12 protein-coding genes and 2 pseudogenes are annotated in these 18,237 nt (G+C 58.0%); 3 read left to right on the forward strand and 11 right to left on the reverse strand.

Annotated elements, in window-relative coordinates:
* The first annotated feature begins 955 nt into the window (after positions 1-955).
* On the forward strand, positions 956-1,777 hold the full coding sequence (locus tag AC0L3D_RS33730) for a hypothetical protein (protein ID WP_473647254.1): 822 nt from the start codon (positions 956-958) through the stop codon (positions 1,775-1,777).
* A complete protein-coding gene (locus tag AC0L3D_RS33735; RefSeq protein ID WP_473647255.1) occupies positions 1,778-3,259 on the forward strand; it encodes an Eco57I restriction-modification methylase domain-containing protein in 1,482 nt (493 codons plus the stop codon).
* Positions 3,260-3,580: 321 nt separating this feature from the next.
* Here AC0L3D_RS33735 and AC0L3D_RS33740 read toward each other — a convergent pair whose 3' ends face one another.
* The 8 genes from AC0L3D_RS33740 to AC0L3D_RS33775 form a co-directional block, all read right to left on the reverse strand.
* Positions 3,581-4,294 carry a hypothetical protein gene (locus tag AC0L3D_RS33740; RefSeq protein ID WP_473647256.1) on the reverse strand — a complete coding sequence of 238 codons (714 nt, stop codon included), beginning with the start codon at positions 4,292-4,294 and terminating at the stop codon, positions 3,581-3,583.
* Positions 4,291-7,332: an HsdM family class I SAM-dependent methyltransferase gene (locus AC0L3D_RS33745; protein WP_473647257.1), complete on the reverse strand. Its 3,042-nt coding sequence runs from the start codon at positions 7,330-7,332 to the stop codon at positions 4,291-4,293. The genes AC0L3D_RS33740 and AC0L3D_RS33745 overlap by 4 nt, the downstream gene beginning before the upstream one ends.
* Before the next feature lie 79 nt (positions 7,333-7,411).
* Positions 7,412-7,702 (reverse strand): XRE family transcriptional regulator, encoded by a 291-nt coding sequence (locus AC0L3D_RS33750; RefSeq protein ID WP_473647258.1) that lies wholly within the window; start codon positions 7,700-7,702, stop codon positions 7,412-7,414.
* A 256-nt stretch (positions 7,703-7,958) separates the two neighbouring features.
* The gene (locus tag AC0L3D_RS33755) at positions 7,959-8,171 is read right to left on the reverse strand and encodes a hypothetical protein (RefSeq protein ID WP_473647259.1); all 213 of its coding nucleotides are present in this window, start codon (positions 8,169-8,171) and stop codon (positions 7,959-7,961) included.
* A 113-nt stretch (positions 8,172-8,284) separates the two neighbouring features.
* The gene (locus AC0L3D_RS33760; protein WP_473647260.1) at positions 8,285-8,950 is read right to left on the reverse strand and encodes a DUF2971 domain-containing protein; all 666 of its coding nucleotides are present in this window, start codon (positions 8,948-8,950) and stop codon (positions 8,285-8,287) included.
* Positions 8,951-9,025: 75 nt separating this feature from the next.
* Positions 9,026-9,316: an ATP-binding protein gene (locus AC0L3D_RS33765; RefSeq protein WP_473647261.1), complete on the reverse strand. Its 291-nt coding sequence runs from the start codon at positions 9,314-9,316 to the stop codon at positions 9,026-9,028.
* Between the two features lie 25 nt (positions 9,317-9,341).
* Positions 9,342-12,509 carry an AAA family ATPase gene (locus AC0L3D_RS33770; RefSeq protein WP_473647262.1) on the reverse strand — a complete coding sequence of 1,056 codons (3,168 nt, stop codon included), beginning with the start codon at positions 12,507-12,509 and terminating at the stop codon, positions 9,342-9,344.
* Positions 12,506-13,780: a metallophosphoesterase family protein gene (locus AC0L3D_RS33775; protein WP_473647263.1), complete on the reverse strand. Its 1,275-nt coding sequence runs from the start codon at positions 13,778-13,780 to the stop codon at positions 12,506-12,508. Before AC0L3D_RS33775 ends, AC0L3D_RS33770 begins: the two co-directional genes overlap by 4 nt.
* Before the next feature lie 270 nt (positions 13,781-14,050).
* Here AC0L3D_RS33775 and AC0L3D_RS33780 point away from each other — a divergent pair.
* Positions 14,051-14,772 (forward strand): annotated as a pseudogene (locus AC0L3D_RS33780) (ISL3 family transposase); the annotation flags it as partial.
* A gap of 88 nt (positions 14,773-14,860) precedes the next feature.
* Here AC0L3D_RS33780 and glmM read toward each other — a convergent pair.
* The 3 genes and pseudogenes from glmM to AC0L3D_RS33795 form a co-directional block, all read right to left on the reverse strand.
* Positions 14,861-16,213, reverse strand: a complete 1,353-nt coding sequence (gene glmM, locus AC0L3D_RS33785; RefSeq protein WP_473647264.1) for a phosphoglucosamine mutase — start codon at positions 16,211-16,213, stop codon at positions 14,861-14,863.
* Positions 16,214-16,400: 187 nt separating this feature from the next.
* A pseudogene (locus AC0L3D_RS33790) lies at positions 16,401-17,536 on the reverse strand (IS3 family transposase); the annotation flags it as partial.
* Positions 17,537-17,943: 407 nt separating this feature from the next.
* Positions 17,944-18,237: hypothetical protein (locus AC0L3D_RS33795; RefSeq protein WP_473647265.1), on the reverse strand; the 294-nt coding region annotated here is incomplete at its 5' end.

An 18,237-nucleotide genomic window follows, 5' to 3' on the forward strand; every position in this document is an offset into this window, starting at 1 on the left:
CATCCACATCCATCGGATCCGCGCAATGGCGCAGTGGAAAGCCGTGACCTGCGCAACCGCCTGACGTCTCACACAAGCGCCTTGTTCCGACCTTGATCAAACAACGTGACACCGCCGTTGAACGGGCTCGCGGCTGTGTTCTGAAGCCAAGCTTCGCACTGTTCCGGTGTGACTCTCATTTGCTCAGCCTATAGGTGCTTCGAGCGGACATCAAACCGCGGACGAAGTCCTCAACACTTGCCCGCTCGGCGTTACTGACCCCGGCGCTCTCACCTGTGGACGACATCTTTACCTCCAGAACGCGGCATTCTTTTCCAATAAACGACGAAACCCCGTCCTCATGGTTGTCGCCGAGATCACTGAGCCGGCACCGCTGCAGAAGCTCGAAGACGATTGGTGCGACCGTTCCGGCTGGAAGGTGGGGCAACTTCGGTTTCAGGGTCGATACAAAACGAGCTGATACTGCGGTGAGCGCTGAGCGTCGCTATCCCCTCCATAACGCGGGATAATTCCGTGAACGTTCGCGTTCGGGAAGTATTGGAAATGGAGTTCGGCAATGACCCGGATAAGGATCCGTCGTCGACGAGGACGTTGTCACATCTACGACGCGAGTTGGCGCGCTTGCCTCGTTCGCGGCTAGCTTCCATTTTGAGATGCGGGACAGCGTCGACCACGACTCTGTCAGCCTCGGGTCGGAGGAGGTCGAGAAGGAAGCAACCATTGCATTCGAGCTCGCGATTACCGCCCCAGGGAACTCGGAGAGGCTCTTGACGCGATTGAGGTGGAAGTGGCGCGACGCCACATCCAGATGGACTTCGGAGAGCCCTTGCAGAGCGAGAATCCGCATAACGAAAGGTACTGAGACTGATCGCGTGTCGCATGTCATGCCGGAAGTGTTAGTTTCCCAGCGAATCAGCGATTTCCTTCTTGATTCGTGAGCAAGAGAGAACAAGACGTGACAGCCTACGACAGTTACTCAGAGCAGGACACGGTTGATACACTGATACTGCCCCACCTATCCAAGTCTCATGGTTTTCCAAAAGCCGAAAGTTTGGACTATCAGGCGCAACACACGCTGCCGATCGCAGTGGGTGTCACAGGGCGGTACGACGGCCTCTACTTGGCTGGTGGCTATCCCTATGCGGTGCTTGAAGCCAAGCGGTATAGCCATGACTTAACCGCGGTGGATGAAGTCCAGGGCATCGACTACGCGACGTCCGCTTTTTTCGACAAGCCTGTTCCCTTCGTCGTCATCTCCAACGGGCGGGAGCATCGCTTTTTCAAGACGACAGGAGCGACCGATCCGTCAACGGGCCGGGCCGGCTATGCTCGGATACCGGCAACGGACTGGGCGAAGATCAAAGAGGAACCGCCAGGTGAGGTAAGGCAACTTCTTACAGAAAAGCAGTTGCTCGACACGCTGCGGACCTTCAAGCAGAACACCTACAACGATATTGCGTCGCTATTCATTGACCCCATCACTCACAAGATCGATCCCGACCGACACGTGCTGGGGGAAAGCCTCAAGCGTATCGTGAACCAGCGCAAGACCTATGTGGGCGACACGACTTCAAAATCGGCATCGAAGGAAGTCAAGTTTCAGCAAGCGCTTACGCAGGCCATCGAGGGCATTGCGCTTCACTTCACAATCAAAATCCTGTTCATCAAGCTGATCGAGGATCTTGCTCGCGGTGCTGAGAACCCTCGGGTAATCCACACCCTATTTCCGCAAGTAGGGTACGACCATGTGGGCGGATTGTTTGTTATAAAGTATTGAATGCCATTTCTCCTGCGGAGACCCGACAAGCACTTCGACTCTACTCTACTGCAAAGAGTTATTACAAGCTTATCGGGCGCCCGAACTCGACGCGCTAGCGCAAAGCGCGCCCTGCTTCCCGATTTGATTATCGGGAGTCCTCCCTACGGTGTCGATGTCGTAAAGGGTCCTCGATACGATACAATCTATGACCTGCAGAGCAATGACTCGTACGGCTATTTCATCGTCAATGCTCTGGAACGGCTGAAGCCTGGCAAGCGCGTCATTTTCATCGTCAGCTCGTCGTTTCTGACGATCGGAAGCCATCGCAAGCTTCGCGAAACGATCCTCCGGTCGTCCAAGGTGATCCGAGTCATCAAGCTGCATCGTGCGACGTTTCCCGTAATTGATATCTTCCCGATCATCATCGAGTTGGAGCGCTGCGATGAACCGGCGCAGCGGAACAACAATCACTATCAGTTCTACGACCTCTGGCGCCTCCATCCGGAGACACACAAAGCAGATCTCACCAAAGCGTACGCCGCCATCCTCGCGGACTTGTCGGCGCAGCATCCATTTCCCTTCGATGGAACATTGGCGAAGCGATACACGGTTCGCCAGGGGCTTCTTTCGAAGTACGGCCAGGTGCCGATCTTTGAGGGACGGCCAAGCCTTTACGAGTTTATGGCGAACGAATCCGCCACCGCAGTCGAAGTGACCCTCGTCCGCAACGACGGCGCGAATTTGAAGGTAAAGGCGGAACCACTGCGCGGCCGCAAGGTGGTGAAGCTTCGGAAGATCGCCGAGATCAAGATCGGCCTTCAGTCGGGCAACAACCCCAAATTCTATCGCTCGGCACCGGGTGTGAAAGGCGGCGCAGCAAAGGGTGGATATCAGACGGTTTCTCTGAACCAAGTCGTGGACGAGGCAAGACTCTCGACGATGACCAAATCAGAACGGGAAAACGGGTTTCAGGTCGACGACAAATCGAGCGACAAATTTTTCGTGCCGCTCGACAAGGCAGGAGCCTCGGATATTGAAGGAGGTCTCCTACCCCTGTTTTGGCGCCCGCATGAGTTCTTTGTGAATTGGTCGGAGGAATCGGTGTCAGAAATGAAAAGCCTTCACGGCAAAGGTGGGGTTTTCCGCAATCCCCAATATTACTTCCGTCGAGGCATCAGCTTCTCCAATACGGGGATCTACAGCCCTACCTTCCGACTTGGCCATGGCGGCGTATTCGATCAAACCGGCTCCAACATTTTTTGCGATGTTCTCGACCAACGGCTGCTTCTCGGCATCCTTTGCTCGACGGCTATCCGCTACTTTGAAAAATCCTTTATCAATCACGGCGTCCACGCGCAGCTAGAAGAACTTCCAATTGTTTTGCCAACGGACGATGAGGGGGAGAAGATAATTACAATCGTCGATGAAATCATCCAGGGGCAGCAGAACGACCTCGGTTTCGACTATCGAAACATCTTGGACGACTTGATGACGTCGTGAACGACCTCTACGGTCTTAACGATGACGAATGCAAAGAACTCGAGAGTTGGTATCACAGGCACTATCCGAAGCTTACCGGCGAGGGCGAAGAAGAGGCTTAGGGTGGTGCCTAGGGTCGCCGTTATTCATCCCGCCAAATCACCTTCCGCACATAACGAATGTCAACTAGGGGTCGGAACAAGGGCTGCTCAAAATTTGTACGCTAAGGTCGAACAGAGCAGTAACATCATGCGGCACGAAGACCGCTAGAAGCCAGGTGGGGCTGTCAGGAATTCTGTGCGCGAGGCCGGTTGTCGACATGTAGCCGGTGGCTCTGAGGATTCAGCTAACCCAGAGATGCCAGACTGCAATGTTACCAGGAAGCTTCCCATTCTGAGCGCCATGCACATAGGAGAAATAGCGGCCATGATCCGACCGCACAGCATCCGGCAGCGAAGCGGCGCATTTCTGGGGGAGTGACACCACCGCATATTCCGGAGGTGAAAGTGCCATCGATGCCGCAAGAAATGGTTGCAGATGGCTCGTTGTCGAGGCCCCGTCCCTGACATAGGCTAGCAGCATGGCCTCACGATTAGTCCACGCATAGTCCCCCGTCGTGAACCGAGCCAATCCGTCCTTACAGTAACGATCGACTGTCTTCCCCTTCGTAATGTCAATAAGCTTGCACTCGACGATCAACGGAAACAGATGCTGCCTGCTAGTCAGGGAAATCTGAATATCCGGCCGCATCTCGAAACGGCTCGCGTCATAATTCTTCGTTTCAGTGCCCCGAGAGACTGCCCGAACCAACAAACTCGCCACGGGATCATCGCCAACTAGATGATTGAGACGATCGACCATCAAGCTGTTGAGGTGCTTCTCATCACCGGCGAAAACCGCGCCAGGATAATCCGCCTTTATCCCCTCATAGGCTAGCTGAATCAGTTCGAGGATGAGTTCGATATGCGAGGGATCGAGCGCCGGCAGCGGCAAGTCCTGTCCGCGAATCAACTCCGACAGATGATCCTGGTGCAGGCCAGAGACGAGTCCACTCATGCCGATGGACGCTCCCTGAACAACTCCGGTCGGGTCCAGATGATGCGTTGAGCGGCAAGGCGGGCCTGAGTCTCACTCCAATATCGGGATTGAGCAAGAAGCATGACGGCCAGGCGCTGATCTCCCTCATCAAGGATGATCTCAGTCGCGCTCATCCGATCGGCGACTGCAGTGAGTGCCCGGACATCCGGGATCAAAACCTTAGCCTGGCCTTCGACTTCACCATCTCGACAGGCAACGACTTGAAGTGCCTGCCATGGCGAGGATCCCCGATCATGGACGGGGTCAACGCGAACTTTGCACTGGAAGCGCTGAGCGAATCTGGCGAGTTCCGTTTCGAGCGTCCGGCAATAGATCTCGATTTGATCGGTCGACGGCACACTCTGTGCCATCTCCCGATTTGCGGCGTAAGGGAGATTGAATCGCAAGGTGTCATTGATGACGGTCAGGTCTCGTTCACCGAGACCGTAGAGTTTAGCTACCCAGGCGTCGATCTCCGGCCAGACTTCATCGCCCTCTTTCTTTAACCGCGCGAAAAGATCTTCTGCCTCCTGCACGCGATCTTGACCAAGCGCTTCAAAGGGAGGAATAGCGATTTCCTCCACGATGGACTTTTCGATCACATCACGCTCGAAGCCGAATTTTCCGCTAGTGATGAGAGACATCCACAATGCCGTCCGGCTACCAAGAAGGAGTGCGAGGTACCGAATCAAGATAGGACCGTTTGAAACCCCTTTTGCACTGTAGCCATACCAACTCTCGTTATACACGACATCCTCATCGCAGACCGACATCTGAATGCGCTGCAGGTCAGCAGGCGGTGATTGATGAATAAGTAAAAGTGGCCCGGTGTATATTTCCCGCCGCCGCGCCCGATGGAGGCGTGGTGTCTGGAATGGCGACAACGACATGACATCAACAACCAGGGGCCGCTGCTCCTCGTTGTCTAGGTGAGGAATCTGGTACAAATCAGCGGCATCTTCTCCTACTTCACCATTGTCGTGCTTTTTGCTGCTTGGCCGTAGGCTTTGGTAGCCATTTCCATTTGCCAACTGACCCGCGCTCAACTTGTTCCAGTAATGACCGAGGGTGGTGAAGTTACCTCGCCGAACTCGATCGATGAGAGAAAGGTCGGCCGCGCTCCCACGAAACAGGATTTTCAGCGTCTCAGGACGTTCCCGCAAATCCCGCGGTCGGACAACATATGCGTTGGTCGGATCCACCCTGAGCACGCCGGCATTGTTGAAGCTCTTTTCATAGCGAGGCGTGAGCATCCGAAATCCGGAGGCCGTATGCGCTGGCCGGTTCACCGCAAAGAGCAGGCAAAACGGCGCAGAAATGCTGGGCCAAACTTTGGTTTGCCGAAGTTCGGAACCGTTAATGATCGAGGTTACGTCAATCGCTTCCAGGAGGCTTTGCCGTGCGAGCGGCATGCCGTCCCCCTGCTGGAAGAGAAAGCGCGCGTGTAGGGCAAATACGATTTGTGCATCGGGCTTCGCCCATCGCATCGCCCGCCAGACAAAGGGCAGATCGAGAACAGCATTGGGTAAAGGCGGAGCGGCTGTATCCTCTCCAAGCCGGCTCCGAGCGATCGTGTGAATCTCGGCGAGCAGCAGGTTCCAGTCTTCCAGTCCGGTCGCGCTGGCCCAAGGTGGATTACCGATGACAAGATCATATTGGCCGTCATGTTCGGCTCCGATTAGCGGACCTAGACTTCCCAACTGCTTCGCTTCGGGACGAACCTCATCGGCGGTATCGACCGGCCGATGCAGAACGACGTTGCGCAAGTCGTCGAAGTGCAGCTTGTCCACGGGTCGCGGATTGGGATCGAGTTCGATCGACAATAGGTAGAGGCCCAGTGCGCAAAAGCGCAGCGCCGCCTCGTTGATGTCAAACCCGCGCACCTGATTGTGGAGAATTTCGCGGAGTGCGACCGTGTCCGGCCTCTGCCCTTCGGATCTCCAGCGCGCAGCGACGAGTTCCCGAAAAGCCGCAAGTAAAAACACGCCCGCCCCCGCCGCTGGGTCCAATATGCGCGCCGCGGCAGAGATACCCTGGGCATCCAGTCCACGAAACGCGGCCGATATCATCAGGTTCGCGATCGGATGCGGTGTGTAATAGCCACCTTCCTGCTGCTGCTGTTTCGGGGAATGCTTGCGCAGGTAATACTCATAGGCTTGGCTCAACACCCCGACCGGGATGTGTGAGAAGTCGAGATTGTCCCACCGCTCCTTCCAGCCCAATGATAGCTGGCCACCTTCCGCTCGGCGCAGGACATTGCCGAGCACATGGCATGTTTCTAACGTGAGCTTCGGAAACACCGCATCCGACAAGGGCAACAAGTCACCATTGAACGTCTTGTCGAGCCACGCAGAGGAAAGGCGGACAAGATCCGGGCGATCGAAAAGTTCATGCTCTTCGGTAACGGCTCCATCCGATACGAGAGCGTCGCCAATGATATCTTTGGTCGGCGGCAGTAGGGCGCGATCGGCAAGGAAGCGCATGAAGAGCGCTCGGCCCACCAGCGATATCGCGTCTTCGCCTGAGAGGTCGCCGTCTGTTTTAAGAGAGGATATCGCCTGATCGAGCAACTTCAGAATGACGCCAGTGATCCAGGTCCTGTCGTTGATCTCCGCAGCAGGGCGAAGATTCCCCAGGCATGCAAAGGTCAACCAGCGCTCGTCATCGGCAACGCCCGTATCGACCCGAACTTTGTTGAGCGAATGGCTATCGAGAGCGATCCGGTAAACATCCAGCTTTCCCGGATAGATCACGCCCAGATAGGGCGCGTCGCCACGCATCGCAAGAATGCGCCGAACCCGCTTGAGGCGCTTAAAATCTCCGCTCAGTCGGTCGCCGTCCACGAGAAATATAAGCGGAGCATCCTGCCACTCATAGACACCTTCAACGAGGCGTAAATCCTCGTCATGGCCACGGGACATCAGGATGGTTGAGTAAGCAAGCAGCTCGGGTGCTTGGTGATCAAACAGACGAAGATTGCTGCGATCAGCGCCAAGCTCGGCCAAGGCGTCGAACATGCGAGTCATACGCCTGACCCAAACCGGGCCAGCGGGGTCCGATGGGCCGCACTGAACTCCAAGAGGGCGCTGTGCACTGTCATTGATCGAGGTCCAACGGCACCTGCCGGTCGCCGCCGAACTGGCCGTGGCGTGCGCGGCCGCGTGGTTTTTTTGCTGTCAGCTCCACCTTCGAAATCACGCCCCGGAAATCCAGCCCTTGGCTGCTCATTTCGGCGACGAGCGCCGCAATGATCGCCAGATGGTCGGGAACCTCCCCTGAACGGGCGTAATTTGAAACGGAGTTCGGGTTCATTCCAATCAACTCGGCAAACGCCCGGATGCTCAGGCCCGCTCTCGCGAGATCGCGGAGAAACCCCTCATAGCCCATCGCACCTAGAGCCTCGATCACATAGTTTTAAGTATAGTCGCACATAGAATCATGTGTGACAATCCGGAACGGGGATAGCCTGGAGGAAACGGAACATTGTGCTCAGGAGTACCCCGTCTGTGGCTTCCTGGCGATATGGGCGATGATTGTCCCAATCGGCTCTCGGGGACGAAAATTCGGTTCCGGAGGGTCAGCAACGGGTCACGGATTGTCACATGGCCGCCCAGAAAGAAGGGCATAGAAGGGTCGAACTAAGTCATAAGTCATTCGACCATCGACGGGCGACGGACAGCGCGTGGCGACAAAGTCGTTCCGGCACGCCGAATGGCCGCCTCCGACCACCTTCGCCTTCCACCATCCGGCCCGCCACATATAGAAGCAGGTCGAACGGAGGTTCCTGAAATCGATAGCCGTTGATCTCGCGGACTTCGCCCGCCGCCAGTTTCGCCCGGATTTCAGCATAGCGCATCCGCCGCGCCACCACCTCGCGCCAGATTTCCGTTGGCAGGCCGTATTCGGCCGGCGCATTGTAGTTCCCCCCACTTCGCGCCGAAACGTTGCCTACGCGCCTGAGACGTTCAACTATCCCCAAAGTGCGTCGTCTCTATTCCGCACTACCTCAAACCCTTGGAACGCCGGCCGAGATTTAAAGACCTCGACGCCCTGCTTCAGCCACCCAAGTGCTTTCGAAATTTCAGTTCGCGTCGATTTCGAACGCCAACCCCTTATCACCTGGGCAAGCTTCATGGTCGGACGGAATGGAACGAAATGCAGTTTCGATTTTTCATCGTACGCGGTCGCCTTAAGGTCGATGAATGTCCGGAATTCCGCTTCGTAGCTCCAAGCGTGGAATTTGAGATGGAGCATTCGCTTAATCGACTCTTCAGGCAAATCTGAAAAAGCTGAGATGCCGAACTGGTTCATAGGCGGCCGCTCCTCGACGTATTCAACCGCTTCGAAATCCTCTGGCTGGAGGACATCAAAACCAAGACAAACGCCTTTGTGCTTGTCCGCGTAATGACCCCAAAGTAGCGGATGGCTCCAATTGTCGCTTAGGCAGATTAAACCGAAATCCTTATCGACTTCTGCTTTGAATTTTCGCATGCGTTGGCGCTCAGATTTATCCGCGAATATCGGCCCAAGGAACTCGAAGGGATCATTCAGTTCCATCACGCGGGCAACCTTCAGCCTTCGGTCTCGGATTGCAACCAGCCCAAACTGTTCCGTCGTGAAATGGTAGAGCCGCAACGTTCTAACCCCTCTGGCGCCATCGCGGTCGTGTTGCCGAAACTTGGATAGCTATCCTGTTTCTGTGCGTTCCCATCAGGCCGCACGGCTTTCCAAGACGAGCGGCGGCGCCAACTCATGTATGCGAGCATTGGGACAAACCCGCCTGGCGATATTGCAAAGATGCTGGTGATGCGTCAGGTAGATTACCTGACCCACTTTCGCCATGTCGGCGAACAGCCGGAAGGCTTCCTCGGCACGGAAGTCGTCGAACGTCTCCATGATGTCGTCGGCGATGAAGGGAACAGGGGTGCGAGATTGGACGAACTCGTGGTAGCCGGCCACTCTGAGCGCGAGATAGAGTTGGAAGCGCGTTCCCTTTGACATTTCCTGCGCCAGCTTGGAACTCCCATCAGCCCCGATGCCGATAAGGACTTCGGCGGGTCGCCAGACCACTATAGGCGCCGCGGCTGATCACCTGAAAAGCCTCCGAGGCGCGAAGCATCATCGAACTGCGATGCTTGTCGCGGTAGAGGCGCAAGGCTTGCTCGGCCGCGACGATGCCAGCCCTAAGGCGGAAGTAGCTGAACGCCTTATCCTCTATTTCCAGGAGGACGGTGCGCCGTTGCTCTTCAAGAGCAACCACGGCACTATCGCCGTCGACAGCATCCACCTCGTCGGACGCTTTGCTATATGTCGTAAACAACTCTCGTACGCGCCGATCCTGATCCTCGAAGCGGGCCCTGAGTTCTACCTGGTCGGCCTCCAGCGCAGGGCGATCCGCGGCGTCAAGCATCTGTTCCGCATCGGCCATGTCCTGAATTAATAGCGCGTCTCGGATTTCGCGTTCGATGATATTGGACCGCCGGCGCAAGTCTCTCTTTTGCTCGATCATGCGCAGCTTTTTCTCCGCCTCCTGCAAGGATGATACTCCGAACAGCTGCGTCATTTCAGATTTGCGGCGCTCGCAAACCGCGATTTCAGCCTCCAGGTCCCGGTTTTTGAGAATCTGATCCTCCAGAGCAAGGTGCTTGGATTCCCTTTCCGCCTTTTTCGATCGGGCCTCTTCCACTCTGGCGGACATCAGCGCCCAAAATCTCAGGGCACTCTCTGTTGGTCGCTCCATTCCGAGTTCTGCGGCCATCAATGCAAGCTCGCGCGAGAAGGCAGCCTGATCTTCCTCCATCTTGGCGATGCGATCTGCCAGGCCCGCTTGCCGTTGAGCGGCCGGGCTGAGTTCGGCAAGTCTGTCCATGACCTCTTTGACGGTCGCGAGGCTGGGAATAGTCCCTCCCGCGCCGAGCCAGCAGCTCTTGCAAACCTCAGCCCATGACGCGTCCCATTGCGCCTGGTCGGCAGTTGCCGTTTCAAGGGCTGACTGGCGGGAAGCCTGCTCCCTTTCGCAGCGTTCAAGTTGCTCTCTCAAATTCTTGTGTTCGACTTCAAGATCAACGGCGGATTGGGCCCTGGTCAAAAGCGCTTCGTAGGAGTCAGAGTGATCCTGGGAAACGGCTGCCGCCGATAGTGCCGCCGAGAGCCGGTTGCGCGCCGCCGAGCCGTCCGCTGCCGCCTGGCGTAAGTCACCTTCGGCCTCCCGGAGCAAGTCGGCTGTCGCGAGGACCATTTCGCGGCGTCCCAGCCATGCCTCAAGCCCACCCAGGTTGATCTCGCCAGAAACGGTCAGAGCCATTTTCCGAGCGGAATCCAGAATGTCCGTCCTGATGGCTTCGCGTTTCGACTTCGCCGCGTTCAGCAGCTCCGCTGAGCGCTCCAATACCGCTTCCGCGACGGCGAGCCTCTGATAGGTTTGATTCAGCTTCGCCAGGTCGCTCATGTGTCCCAGCCGCGCGCTGGTGATCAGGTCGTCTTTCCGCAGCTCGATCTCAAACGCCGCAGCGGTCGATTCATCGAGCGCGTCACGATGCGTGGCCCATGCCGCTTCACGCGCCGATCGCGACGTCGCTGCCTCATGATCGTCCACAACGCCGGTGGAATTCTTCAGTGCATCCAGTTCGGCTCGCAAACAGTGCAGCTCACTCGTGAGGCGCCCGCTGTCATCGCTGTAGCGATCGAACTCGGCTTCCGCTTTAGACAGAGCTGATTTCCAGGCCTCCAGCTCAGAAGGTGCCGGCACTCTCATTTGCCGTACCTGGTCAAGGCTTTCGCCCCACGGTAGGAGTTCCGACATCTGCCGCGCCAGTGTTTCTTTCAAATCCACAAGGGAGCGTTCCGCGACACGGCGGCGGGCTGCGTGATCATTCTCTCGAAGCGCCGAGAGCTCCCTCGCCAGCGCCGCAACGGCTGCGCTGTTTGTGGAGGCAGCGGCTTCGCTCGACAGCTTGCTCCGCAACTCGATCAGACTGCGGTTCGCCTCCGCGGCTTCGCGCTTCGCGTTTTGGAATGTCGCGTCGATACCGGAGCGGCGTTCAACGAGATCTCTGATGCTCCCAGCAATGCGACTTCCGAGCATCAGGCTGCTTGGCTCGTCTTCTTCAGGGCGCTCGAGAAGCCGCAGAATATTCGCAATTTCCCGGTCGACTTCCATCAGTTGCAGACGACGGTCCGGCAGATCCCTTGCAGCGGTGACATAACGGGCGTGCAACTCGCTGATAGCATCCATCCTTTGCCCCAAGGTGAGTGCGATATCGTCGAGGCCAATGGCACTGAGCCCTTTCTCAAGCTCGGCCATGGACGCTTTCGCGGCCTCCCGCTTCACCGCAAGCTCAATGTCCTCCTGACGAAGTGCCGGAAGTTCGTTTCCCCACGAAGGCGGGGCCTCGGGAATATCTTGCAACTCGGCGAGAACGTCACGGATGTCCCTCAATTCCGCCAATCGTGGCAGTGCGGTCAGCAGGTTCTTGATCTCGTCCAGCCGTAGCTGCGTCCGGGTTCGGTCAGCCATCGCTTCGTCATAGTTTGCCAGTGACCGCTCCTTGGTTTCCACCATCTGGCGGTAATGGGTGGCGAGCGTGTCAATCTGCTCTTTTCGCTCCTTCAGATCGGAAAGCCGACTTTTCAAGTCACCGATTTCACTGTTGCGGGCACGGAGTTTGAAAAGGCCGTCGGCCTGCGAACGCAATTCAACAAGTGTCTGACTTAGTGCGGCCAAACCTGTGCTTGCCGAAAACAGAAGCTGTCCGAGATCACCCTTGCTGGCCAGGATGCTCTTCCCGCCTTCCTCAAGGGTGTCATCGTCGAGGGAAAACATCGCGCAATAGACGTCCCGCTCAACTCCACCAAGCTCGCCGAGTATCAAATGCTCGCCGATCGGCTGATCACCCGGACCGAGCAGACTGCTTTGGGGCTTCTTGATCCGGACAAGCTCCCGGGAGACACCACCGATGTCCAAGGCGGCCCCGACGCGCATCGTTGAGTATGGGTGGAGGAAATCATAGCGGCTGCGGGATTCGATGCCGAAGAGGAGGTCAAGGAATGCAGATAGGGCGGTCGATTTGCCCGCCTCGTTCGGACCGTAGATGATATGCAAATCTGGGCGGCCCTGCTCCACCGGCCCGAAGTCGATGTGCTTGTCGGTGAATTTGCCGTAGCGGGTAAGGTCAAGCCGGTTGATGCGCATCATGCTACCTCATCCTGCTTTCGACGATGGAGCCGTGCGAGCACATCTTCGACCCCTTCCTGCGCGAGCAGGCACAACGTGGCCCGAAACTCCTCCTGATCAGCGCCGAAAGTCCCTCTGCTTTCAGGTGGCAGATGACCACGAAGCTCCTCCCCGATATCGATGAGCGCGGCGTGGTAAGCTTCCGAGCCGATGATTTCGCTTCCGACAAGCTCCCGAAGTTCGATGAGCGGATCCCCGTTGGACCCATCTGCGGAAACGAGGTCGGTGCACTGGATTTCCAATTTCTCGATCCAGGTCCGGCCAATGGCAGATGCCCTGTGCTCGGCTTCGGTCTTGACGAGGTCGGCGTCGTTACGGAGCTGCCATGCGAGCGGCGTTCGTCCGGTGAAGGAAAGCCGGACCACAAGATGTTCGGAACTTGCAGCTTCCCGCGCCGCCCCCAGGTTGGCCGCTACCGTGGTCACCATGTGACGCCAATCTCCGATGCCGTCGAGGTCGATCACGACGCGCTCGAATTGTGCGATGCTGGTGATCCTCTCCTCAACATGGACTGTTCGGTCATCACCGATGGTAACAAGGCTCACCGATTTCGGACCAGATTCGTTGATGTCGCGCCCCTGGGGTATGCCAGGCATTACGATCGTGCAGCGTCCGGTACTGATTGACCGCTTGTGAATGTGACCGAGCGCCCAATAGTCGAACTCTGTCGCTTCCAGATCCGAGACGTTGCAGGGCGCGTAGTGATCGTGCCCCAATGTTCCTGAGAGGCTGGTATGCAGAAGACCTATGTTCACAGCGCCTTCGACCCGCGGCTTGTACTTTCCGACCAGACTTTCCGGACACTGGGCCTGCGCAAAGCTCAGTCCGTGAATGACCACAGGCGTCGCTAGACCCCCCGATTCGAGCGCGATAGCCTCTGGGCGTCCACCGTAAACTTTTACGGTTTCTGGGTACGTCAGTTCTCTGGTGATCTTCGACAACGCATCGTGGTTGCCCCGAATGATGAACACCCGGACTCCGGCTTGGTCCAGTCGGCGGATTTGCTCGGAAAGGAACCGCGCAGTTTTCATGGAGGTCTGATCGCCGTCGTAGAGATCACCGGCGAGAAGAAGTGCGTTGACCTGCTCGGATAGGCAGAGATCGACGATATTGACAAAGGCACGCCGCGTCGCGTTGCCAATCAGTTCGCCTAGTTCCGGGTTGCGTAGCGCCAGCGACCGAAGAGGCGAATCCAGATGAACGTCCGCCGTATGAACAAATCGAAAAGCCATGCCCTCACCTTTTGCCTTCGCGTGAGAAGGCTTTGATTCCCCGAAACAGATACTGGGTTGCGCTTAGGTTTCTGCCTAGGCTGCCAATCCCTCGCGATTTCAGGTTTCCACAGGCTAATGACAGAATCTGTCACCAGCCGCGGATCGTGCAGTTCCCGGCGCCACGGCCTCTTTTTGAGGACCAGCTTTGAACACTGCGAAGTTGGACAAGGTTTGAGCAGCGAGAAGTTTTCGAAATCAAAGGGGTCCGGACGTCGCCTACACTGCCGCTATAGCGAGATCGCCCGACGGACCGGCTATGAGCGTCGCAGCGTAGCGAAGTGGCTCAAGTTCAAGGCGCCGCCAGATAGGCGGCGAGCAGCATTGAACCCCACATCCTCATGGTACTTTGAAACGTCCTTGCCCAATGCTGGAAGGAAGGGAACTGCTGCGGACGGCATCTATTTCATGACGTTAAGCAGCGCGGCTACACGGGCAGCTTCTCCAATCTGGAACGCCTGCTGGGAGCCTGGCGGTGGGCCGAAAAAGAGCCCATCGATGATATTCCTTCCACGGCGCTCAGCTTGGAACCTGTTCGAGATCCTGATACCGGTCATGCGATCTCGCCAGTTGTTGCCGCCGCGTTGTGCATCAAGCCACGAGGCCTGCTGACAGACCGGCAGGCAAGAAAGGTCGATGCCCTGAAGCAGGGATCTGACGCATTCGCCGAGATGCGACGCCTGGCGATGCGCTTCAACGGCATCCTTCGCAGTAAGAAGTCGGCAGCACTGGACGCGTGGATTGACGATGCAATCGACTCCGACCTCATTCCGATCTTGCGGTTCGCCCGTGTTTTGCGCAGAGACATCGATGCCGTCAACAACGCCATCGAGCTGCCTTGGAGCAACGGACAGGCCGAAGGCCAGATCAACCGCCTCAAGACCCTCAAGCGCGCAATGTACGGCAGGGCAGGCCCCGAACAGCTGAGGGCACGAATGCTGCCACCGCGCCACAAAGTAAGGAAGAACCTAATTAAATGGCAAATGACAGCTGGCCTGGTGCAACTCCCGGCCGGGCGAGTGTCCGGTCAAAACGGGTCTCCTAGGCAGCGGTCTTGATGTCCGCGATGACGCCGACGATGTCGTTCACCACCGTCTCGACCAGCTTCTGGTCGTCGTCCTCGGCCATAACCCGAATCAGAGGCTCGGTTGCGGAAGGCCGGATCACCAGGCGGCCGGACTTGCCGAGCCGGTTGCGGGCATCCTCGATCGCGGCTTTGACGGGGGCTGTCTCCAGAGGCTTGCCGCCGGCGAAGCGGACGTTCTTCAACAGTTGCGGCACCGGTTCGAACTTCTTGCAGATCTCGCTGACCGGCTTGTTCTGGCGCTTGATGCAGGCCAGTACCTGCAGGGCCGAGACGAGCCCGTCGCCGGTCGTGGAAAAATCCGACAGCACGATGTGGCCGGACTGCTCGCCGCCGACATTCATGCCATGCGCGCGCATGTGCTCGACCACGTAGCGGTCGCCGACCTGGGTGCTGTGCAGCTGCAGGCCGGCATCGCCAAGGAAGCGCTCGAGGCCGAGATTGGACATGACCGTGGCGACCACGCCGCCGCCGGCAAGGCGGCCGCTCTGATGCCAGGATTCCGCGATCAGCGCGATGATCTGGTCGCCGTCGATCGCCGTGCCGTTCTCGTCGACGATGACCATGCGGTCGGCGTCGCCGTCGAGCGCGATGCCGATATCGGCGCGCACCTCATGCACCTTCTTCGAAAGGCCGATCGAGTGCGTCGAGCCGCATTCCTCGTTGATGTTGAAGCCGTTCGGGTCGTCGTTGATGGCGATGACCTCGGCGCCCAGTTCCCAGAGGGCGGCGGGCGCCACCTTGTAGCCGGCGCCGTTGGCGCAGTCGACGACGATGCGCAAGCCCGACAGCGACATGGAGCGAGGCAGCGTGCGCTTGGCGAATTCGATGTAGCGGTCGTGCACGCCGTCGACGCGCTTGGCGCGCCCAAGGCCGTCGGCGTCGGCCAGCGAAATGTCGACATCCTGGTCGAGCAGCGCCTCGATGCGCATCTCGATCTCGTCGGAAAGCTTGTAGCCGTCGGGGCCGAAAAGCTTGATGCCGTTGTCATAGTATGGATTGTGCGAGGCCGAGATCATCACACCGATGTCGGCGCGCAGCGACCGCGCCAGCATGGCGACGGCGGGCGTCGGTATCGGCCCCAGCAGGAACACATCCATGCCGGCCGCGCAGAAGCCCGCGACCAGCGCATTCTCGATCATGTAGCCGGAGAGGCGCGTGTCCTTGCCGAGCACGACGCGATGGCGGTGGTTGCCGCGCTGAAACGAAAGGCCGGCAGCCATGCCGACCTTCATCGCAACTTCAGCTGTCATCGGAAATTTATTGGCCCGTCCCCGGATCCCGTCCGTTCCGAAATATCGTCTCGTCATCTTACTCGACGTGCCCATATATGATTCACCCAAGTGTCGCCTCGTGGACGAGGCCAATGTTATGAATCGCCAGCGCAGCCCTAAACTCGAGTCGGCATCCGGACCGATATCCGCGCAGAAATCACGGCGCACGGCAGGGATGTTCTATGCAGCGTTCACAGAGAGTTAAAATTAGTTGTTTGGATTAGACCCATCCACCTCCCAAATGGTTGGAGGAGGAAGGTGCGTCCGGCAAGGGGGATATGCGCAGGTAGTCGCGCTTGAAGGTCTTCACGAACGCCTCGGACATTCCGTTGGACTCGGGGCTCTTCACCGGCGTGAAGCAGGGAACGAGGTTCAGCGCGGTGGCGAAGTCGCGCGTTTCCTTGGCCGTGTAAGGGCTGCCGTTGTCCGACAGGTGCTCGATGGGGTGCGGCGCCCGCACGGAGCCAAAGCGCTTCTCGACGGCTTCGAGCATCATGTCGCGTACGTCCGAGCCGCTGATGCCGGCACCGCTCACGGCAGTCCAGGCGATGATCTCCCGGTCGAACGCGTCGATGATGAAGGCCATGCGGATGATCTCGCCGTTCCAGCAGGCGAACTCCAGGCCATCGGAGCACCAGCGCAGGTTTGAGCGCATGACCATCACCTTGCCATCGTGAATGCGACCTTCGCGGCGGCCGGTGTGAGGCTCCAGAAGCAAGGCCGACTGCTGCATGATCCGATGCACCCGCTTGCGGTTGACGATAGGCAGTCCTTTTCGCGTCAGTTCCCGGTTCACCAGTGCGGTGATGCGCCGGTAGCCATAGGTCGGCCGCTCGTCGACGAAGCGGCGGATGAGCGGCAGCAAGCCCTCGTCGTCGGCCTTGCGATAGGCGCCACGCGGCCTGGTTCTTCCGCTGCGCCTGACAAGGAGGTTGGAGCGTGACACGCCGAGCACCTCGGCGATCCGCTTCACCGCAAACCTCCCTTCGGAAGCGAGAGCGGCCGCAAGGTCGGTTTTTTTGCCTGCGATTTGGCGAGCGCTTCCCGGAGGATCTCGTTCTCCATGGTCTTGCGGCCCAGCAGGCGTTCCAGCTCGCGCACCCGCTCCTCGAGACGCCGAACCTCTGAACTGCCGACGACGGGTTCATCCGAACGCACTGCTGCCGCACCTCCCTCGCTCAACAGACGGCGCCAGCGGTAGAGAAGATTGGGCGCCACACCGTTGCGCCGGGCAACGGATGACACCGTCTCGCCCGGCTCGAAACTCTCCTCGATGATCCGCAGCTTTGCTTCCGTCGACCAATGCCGACGGTGGGCGACGCCGGTGATCACCTCGATGCGCTGATAGTCCTCGGACATAAGCCTATCCTCAAGCCTGTGCTTGAGCCTTTCTGCTTATGCCGGGTGTCCGATCGAAATGGGGGGCAATTCACAATGGCTTTTTTTCTGGATTTTCCTGCGCAGTTGGCACGAGTCTTGATGATGTTCTCATTGCGCGGCGGCGATCTGCCGTCCGACAGTCGACCTTGACTGGTCTGGCTGTTCTATAAGGAGAAAACGATGAATACCGATATGTCTGTGTATGGGGTGAGTGAGCTAACTCGGGAAGAGGCATCCTCAACTTCTGGCGGGTGGCTTCTCTGGTTATACATTGCAGTTATTACCATAATCGCTGGCATCAATAGCTAGCGAAGACAGCGCCAGAGCGCCTTACTGGTCACTAGCTGGGCTAGCGAACAATATCTTACTTCCCCTGACCTATCCAGCTACACTGGAGAGAGCATCCTCTCCAGACGATCAGAACGACCTTTGGTAGGCTGTTGTCGGGTTGTCGGGTTTGTCGAATTCGCGACATGGTGATGTTCGGCCCGGTGTGTGGCCGCGTTCGCAACCAAGCCTCTAACGATGGTCGCCGGCACCCGGGAGAAGGACTCGCCGTCGATCGCGATCCTGCCGTGGTCGGCGTGATAGAGGCCGCTGATGGGGGTCGGAACAAGATCTGCTTTCCCAGACACGCTAAGCCAGAACGGAGCATGAACATCAGGCGGCGCGAAGGCGGC

It is taken from the genome of Mesorhizobium sp. WSM4837 (genome assembly GCF_055811435.1).

What these genes read in the sequence shown, in the direction of transcription:
- AC0L3D_RS33735 (WP_473647255.1), top strand. Translation starts at nt 1,778, where the DNA reads ATGCCATTTCTCCTGCGGAGACCCGACAAGCACTTCGACTCTACTCTA.
- AC0L3D_RS33740 (WP_473647256.1), bottom strand. Translation starts at nt 4,294, where the DNA reads ATGAGTGGACTCGTCTCTGGCCTGCACCAGGATCATCTGTCGGAGTTG.
- AC0L3D_RS33745 (WP_473647257.1), bottom strand. Translation starts at nt 7,332, where the DNA reads ATGTTCGACGCCTTGGCCGAGCTTGGCGCTGATCGCAGCAATCTTCGT.
- AC0L3D_RS33750 (WP_473647258.1), bottom strand. Translation starts at nt 7,702, where the DNA reads ATGGGCTATGAGGGGTTTCTCCGCGATCTCGCGAGAGCGGGCCTGAGC.
- AC0L3D_RS33755 (WP_473647259.1), bottom strand. Translation starts at nt 8,171, where the DNA reads ATGCGCTATGCTGAAATCCGGGCGAAACTGGCGGCGGGCGAAGTCCGC.
- AC0L3D_RS33765 (WP_473647261.1), bottom strand. Translation starts at nt 9,316, where the DNA reads ATGTCAAAGGGAACGCGCTTCCAACTCTATCTCGCGCTCAGAGTGGCC.
- AC0L3D_RS33770 (WP_473647262.1), bottom strand. Translation starts at nt 12,509, where the DNA reads ATGATGCGCATCAACCGGCTTGACCTTACCCGCTACGGCAAATTCACC.
- AC0L3D_RS33775 (WP_473647263.1), bottom strand. Translation starts at nt 13,780, where the DNA reads ATGGCTTTTCGATTTGTTCATACGGCGGACGTTCATCTGGATTCGCCT.
- glmM (WP_473647264.1), bottom strand. Translation starts at nt 16,213, where the DNA reads ATGACGAGACGATATTTCGGAACGGACGGGATCCGGGGACGGGCCAAT.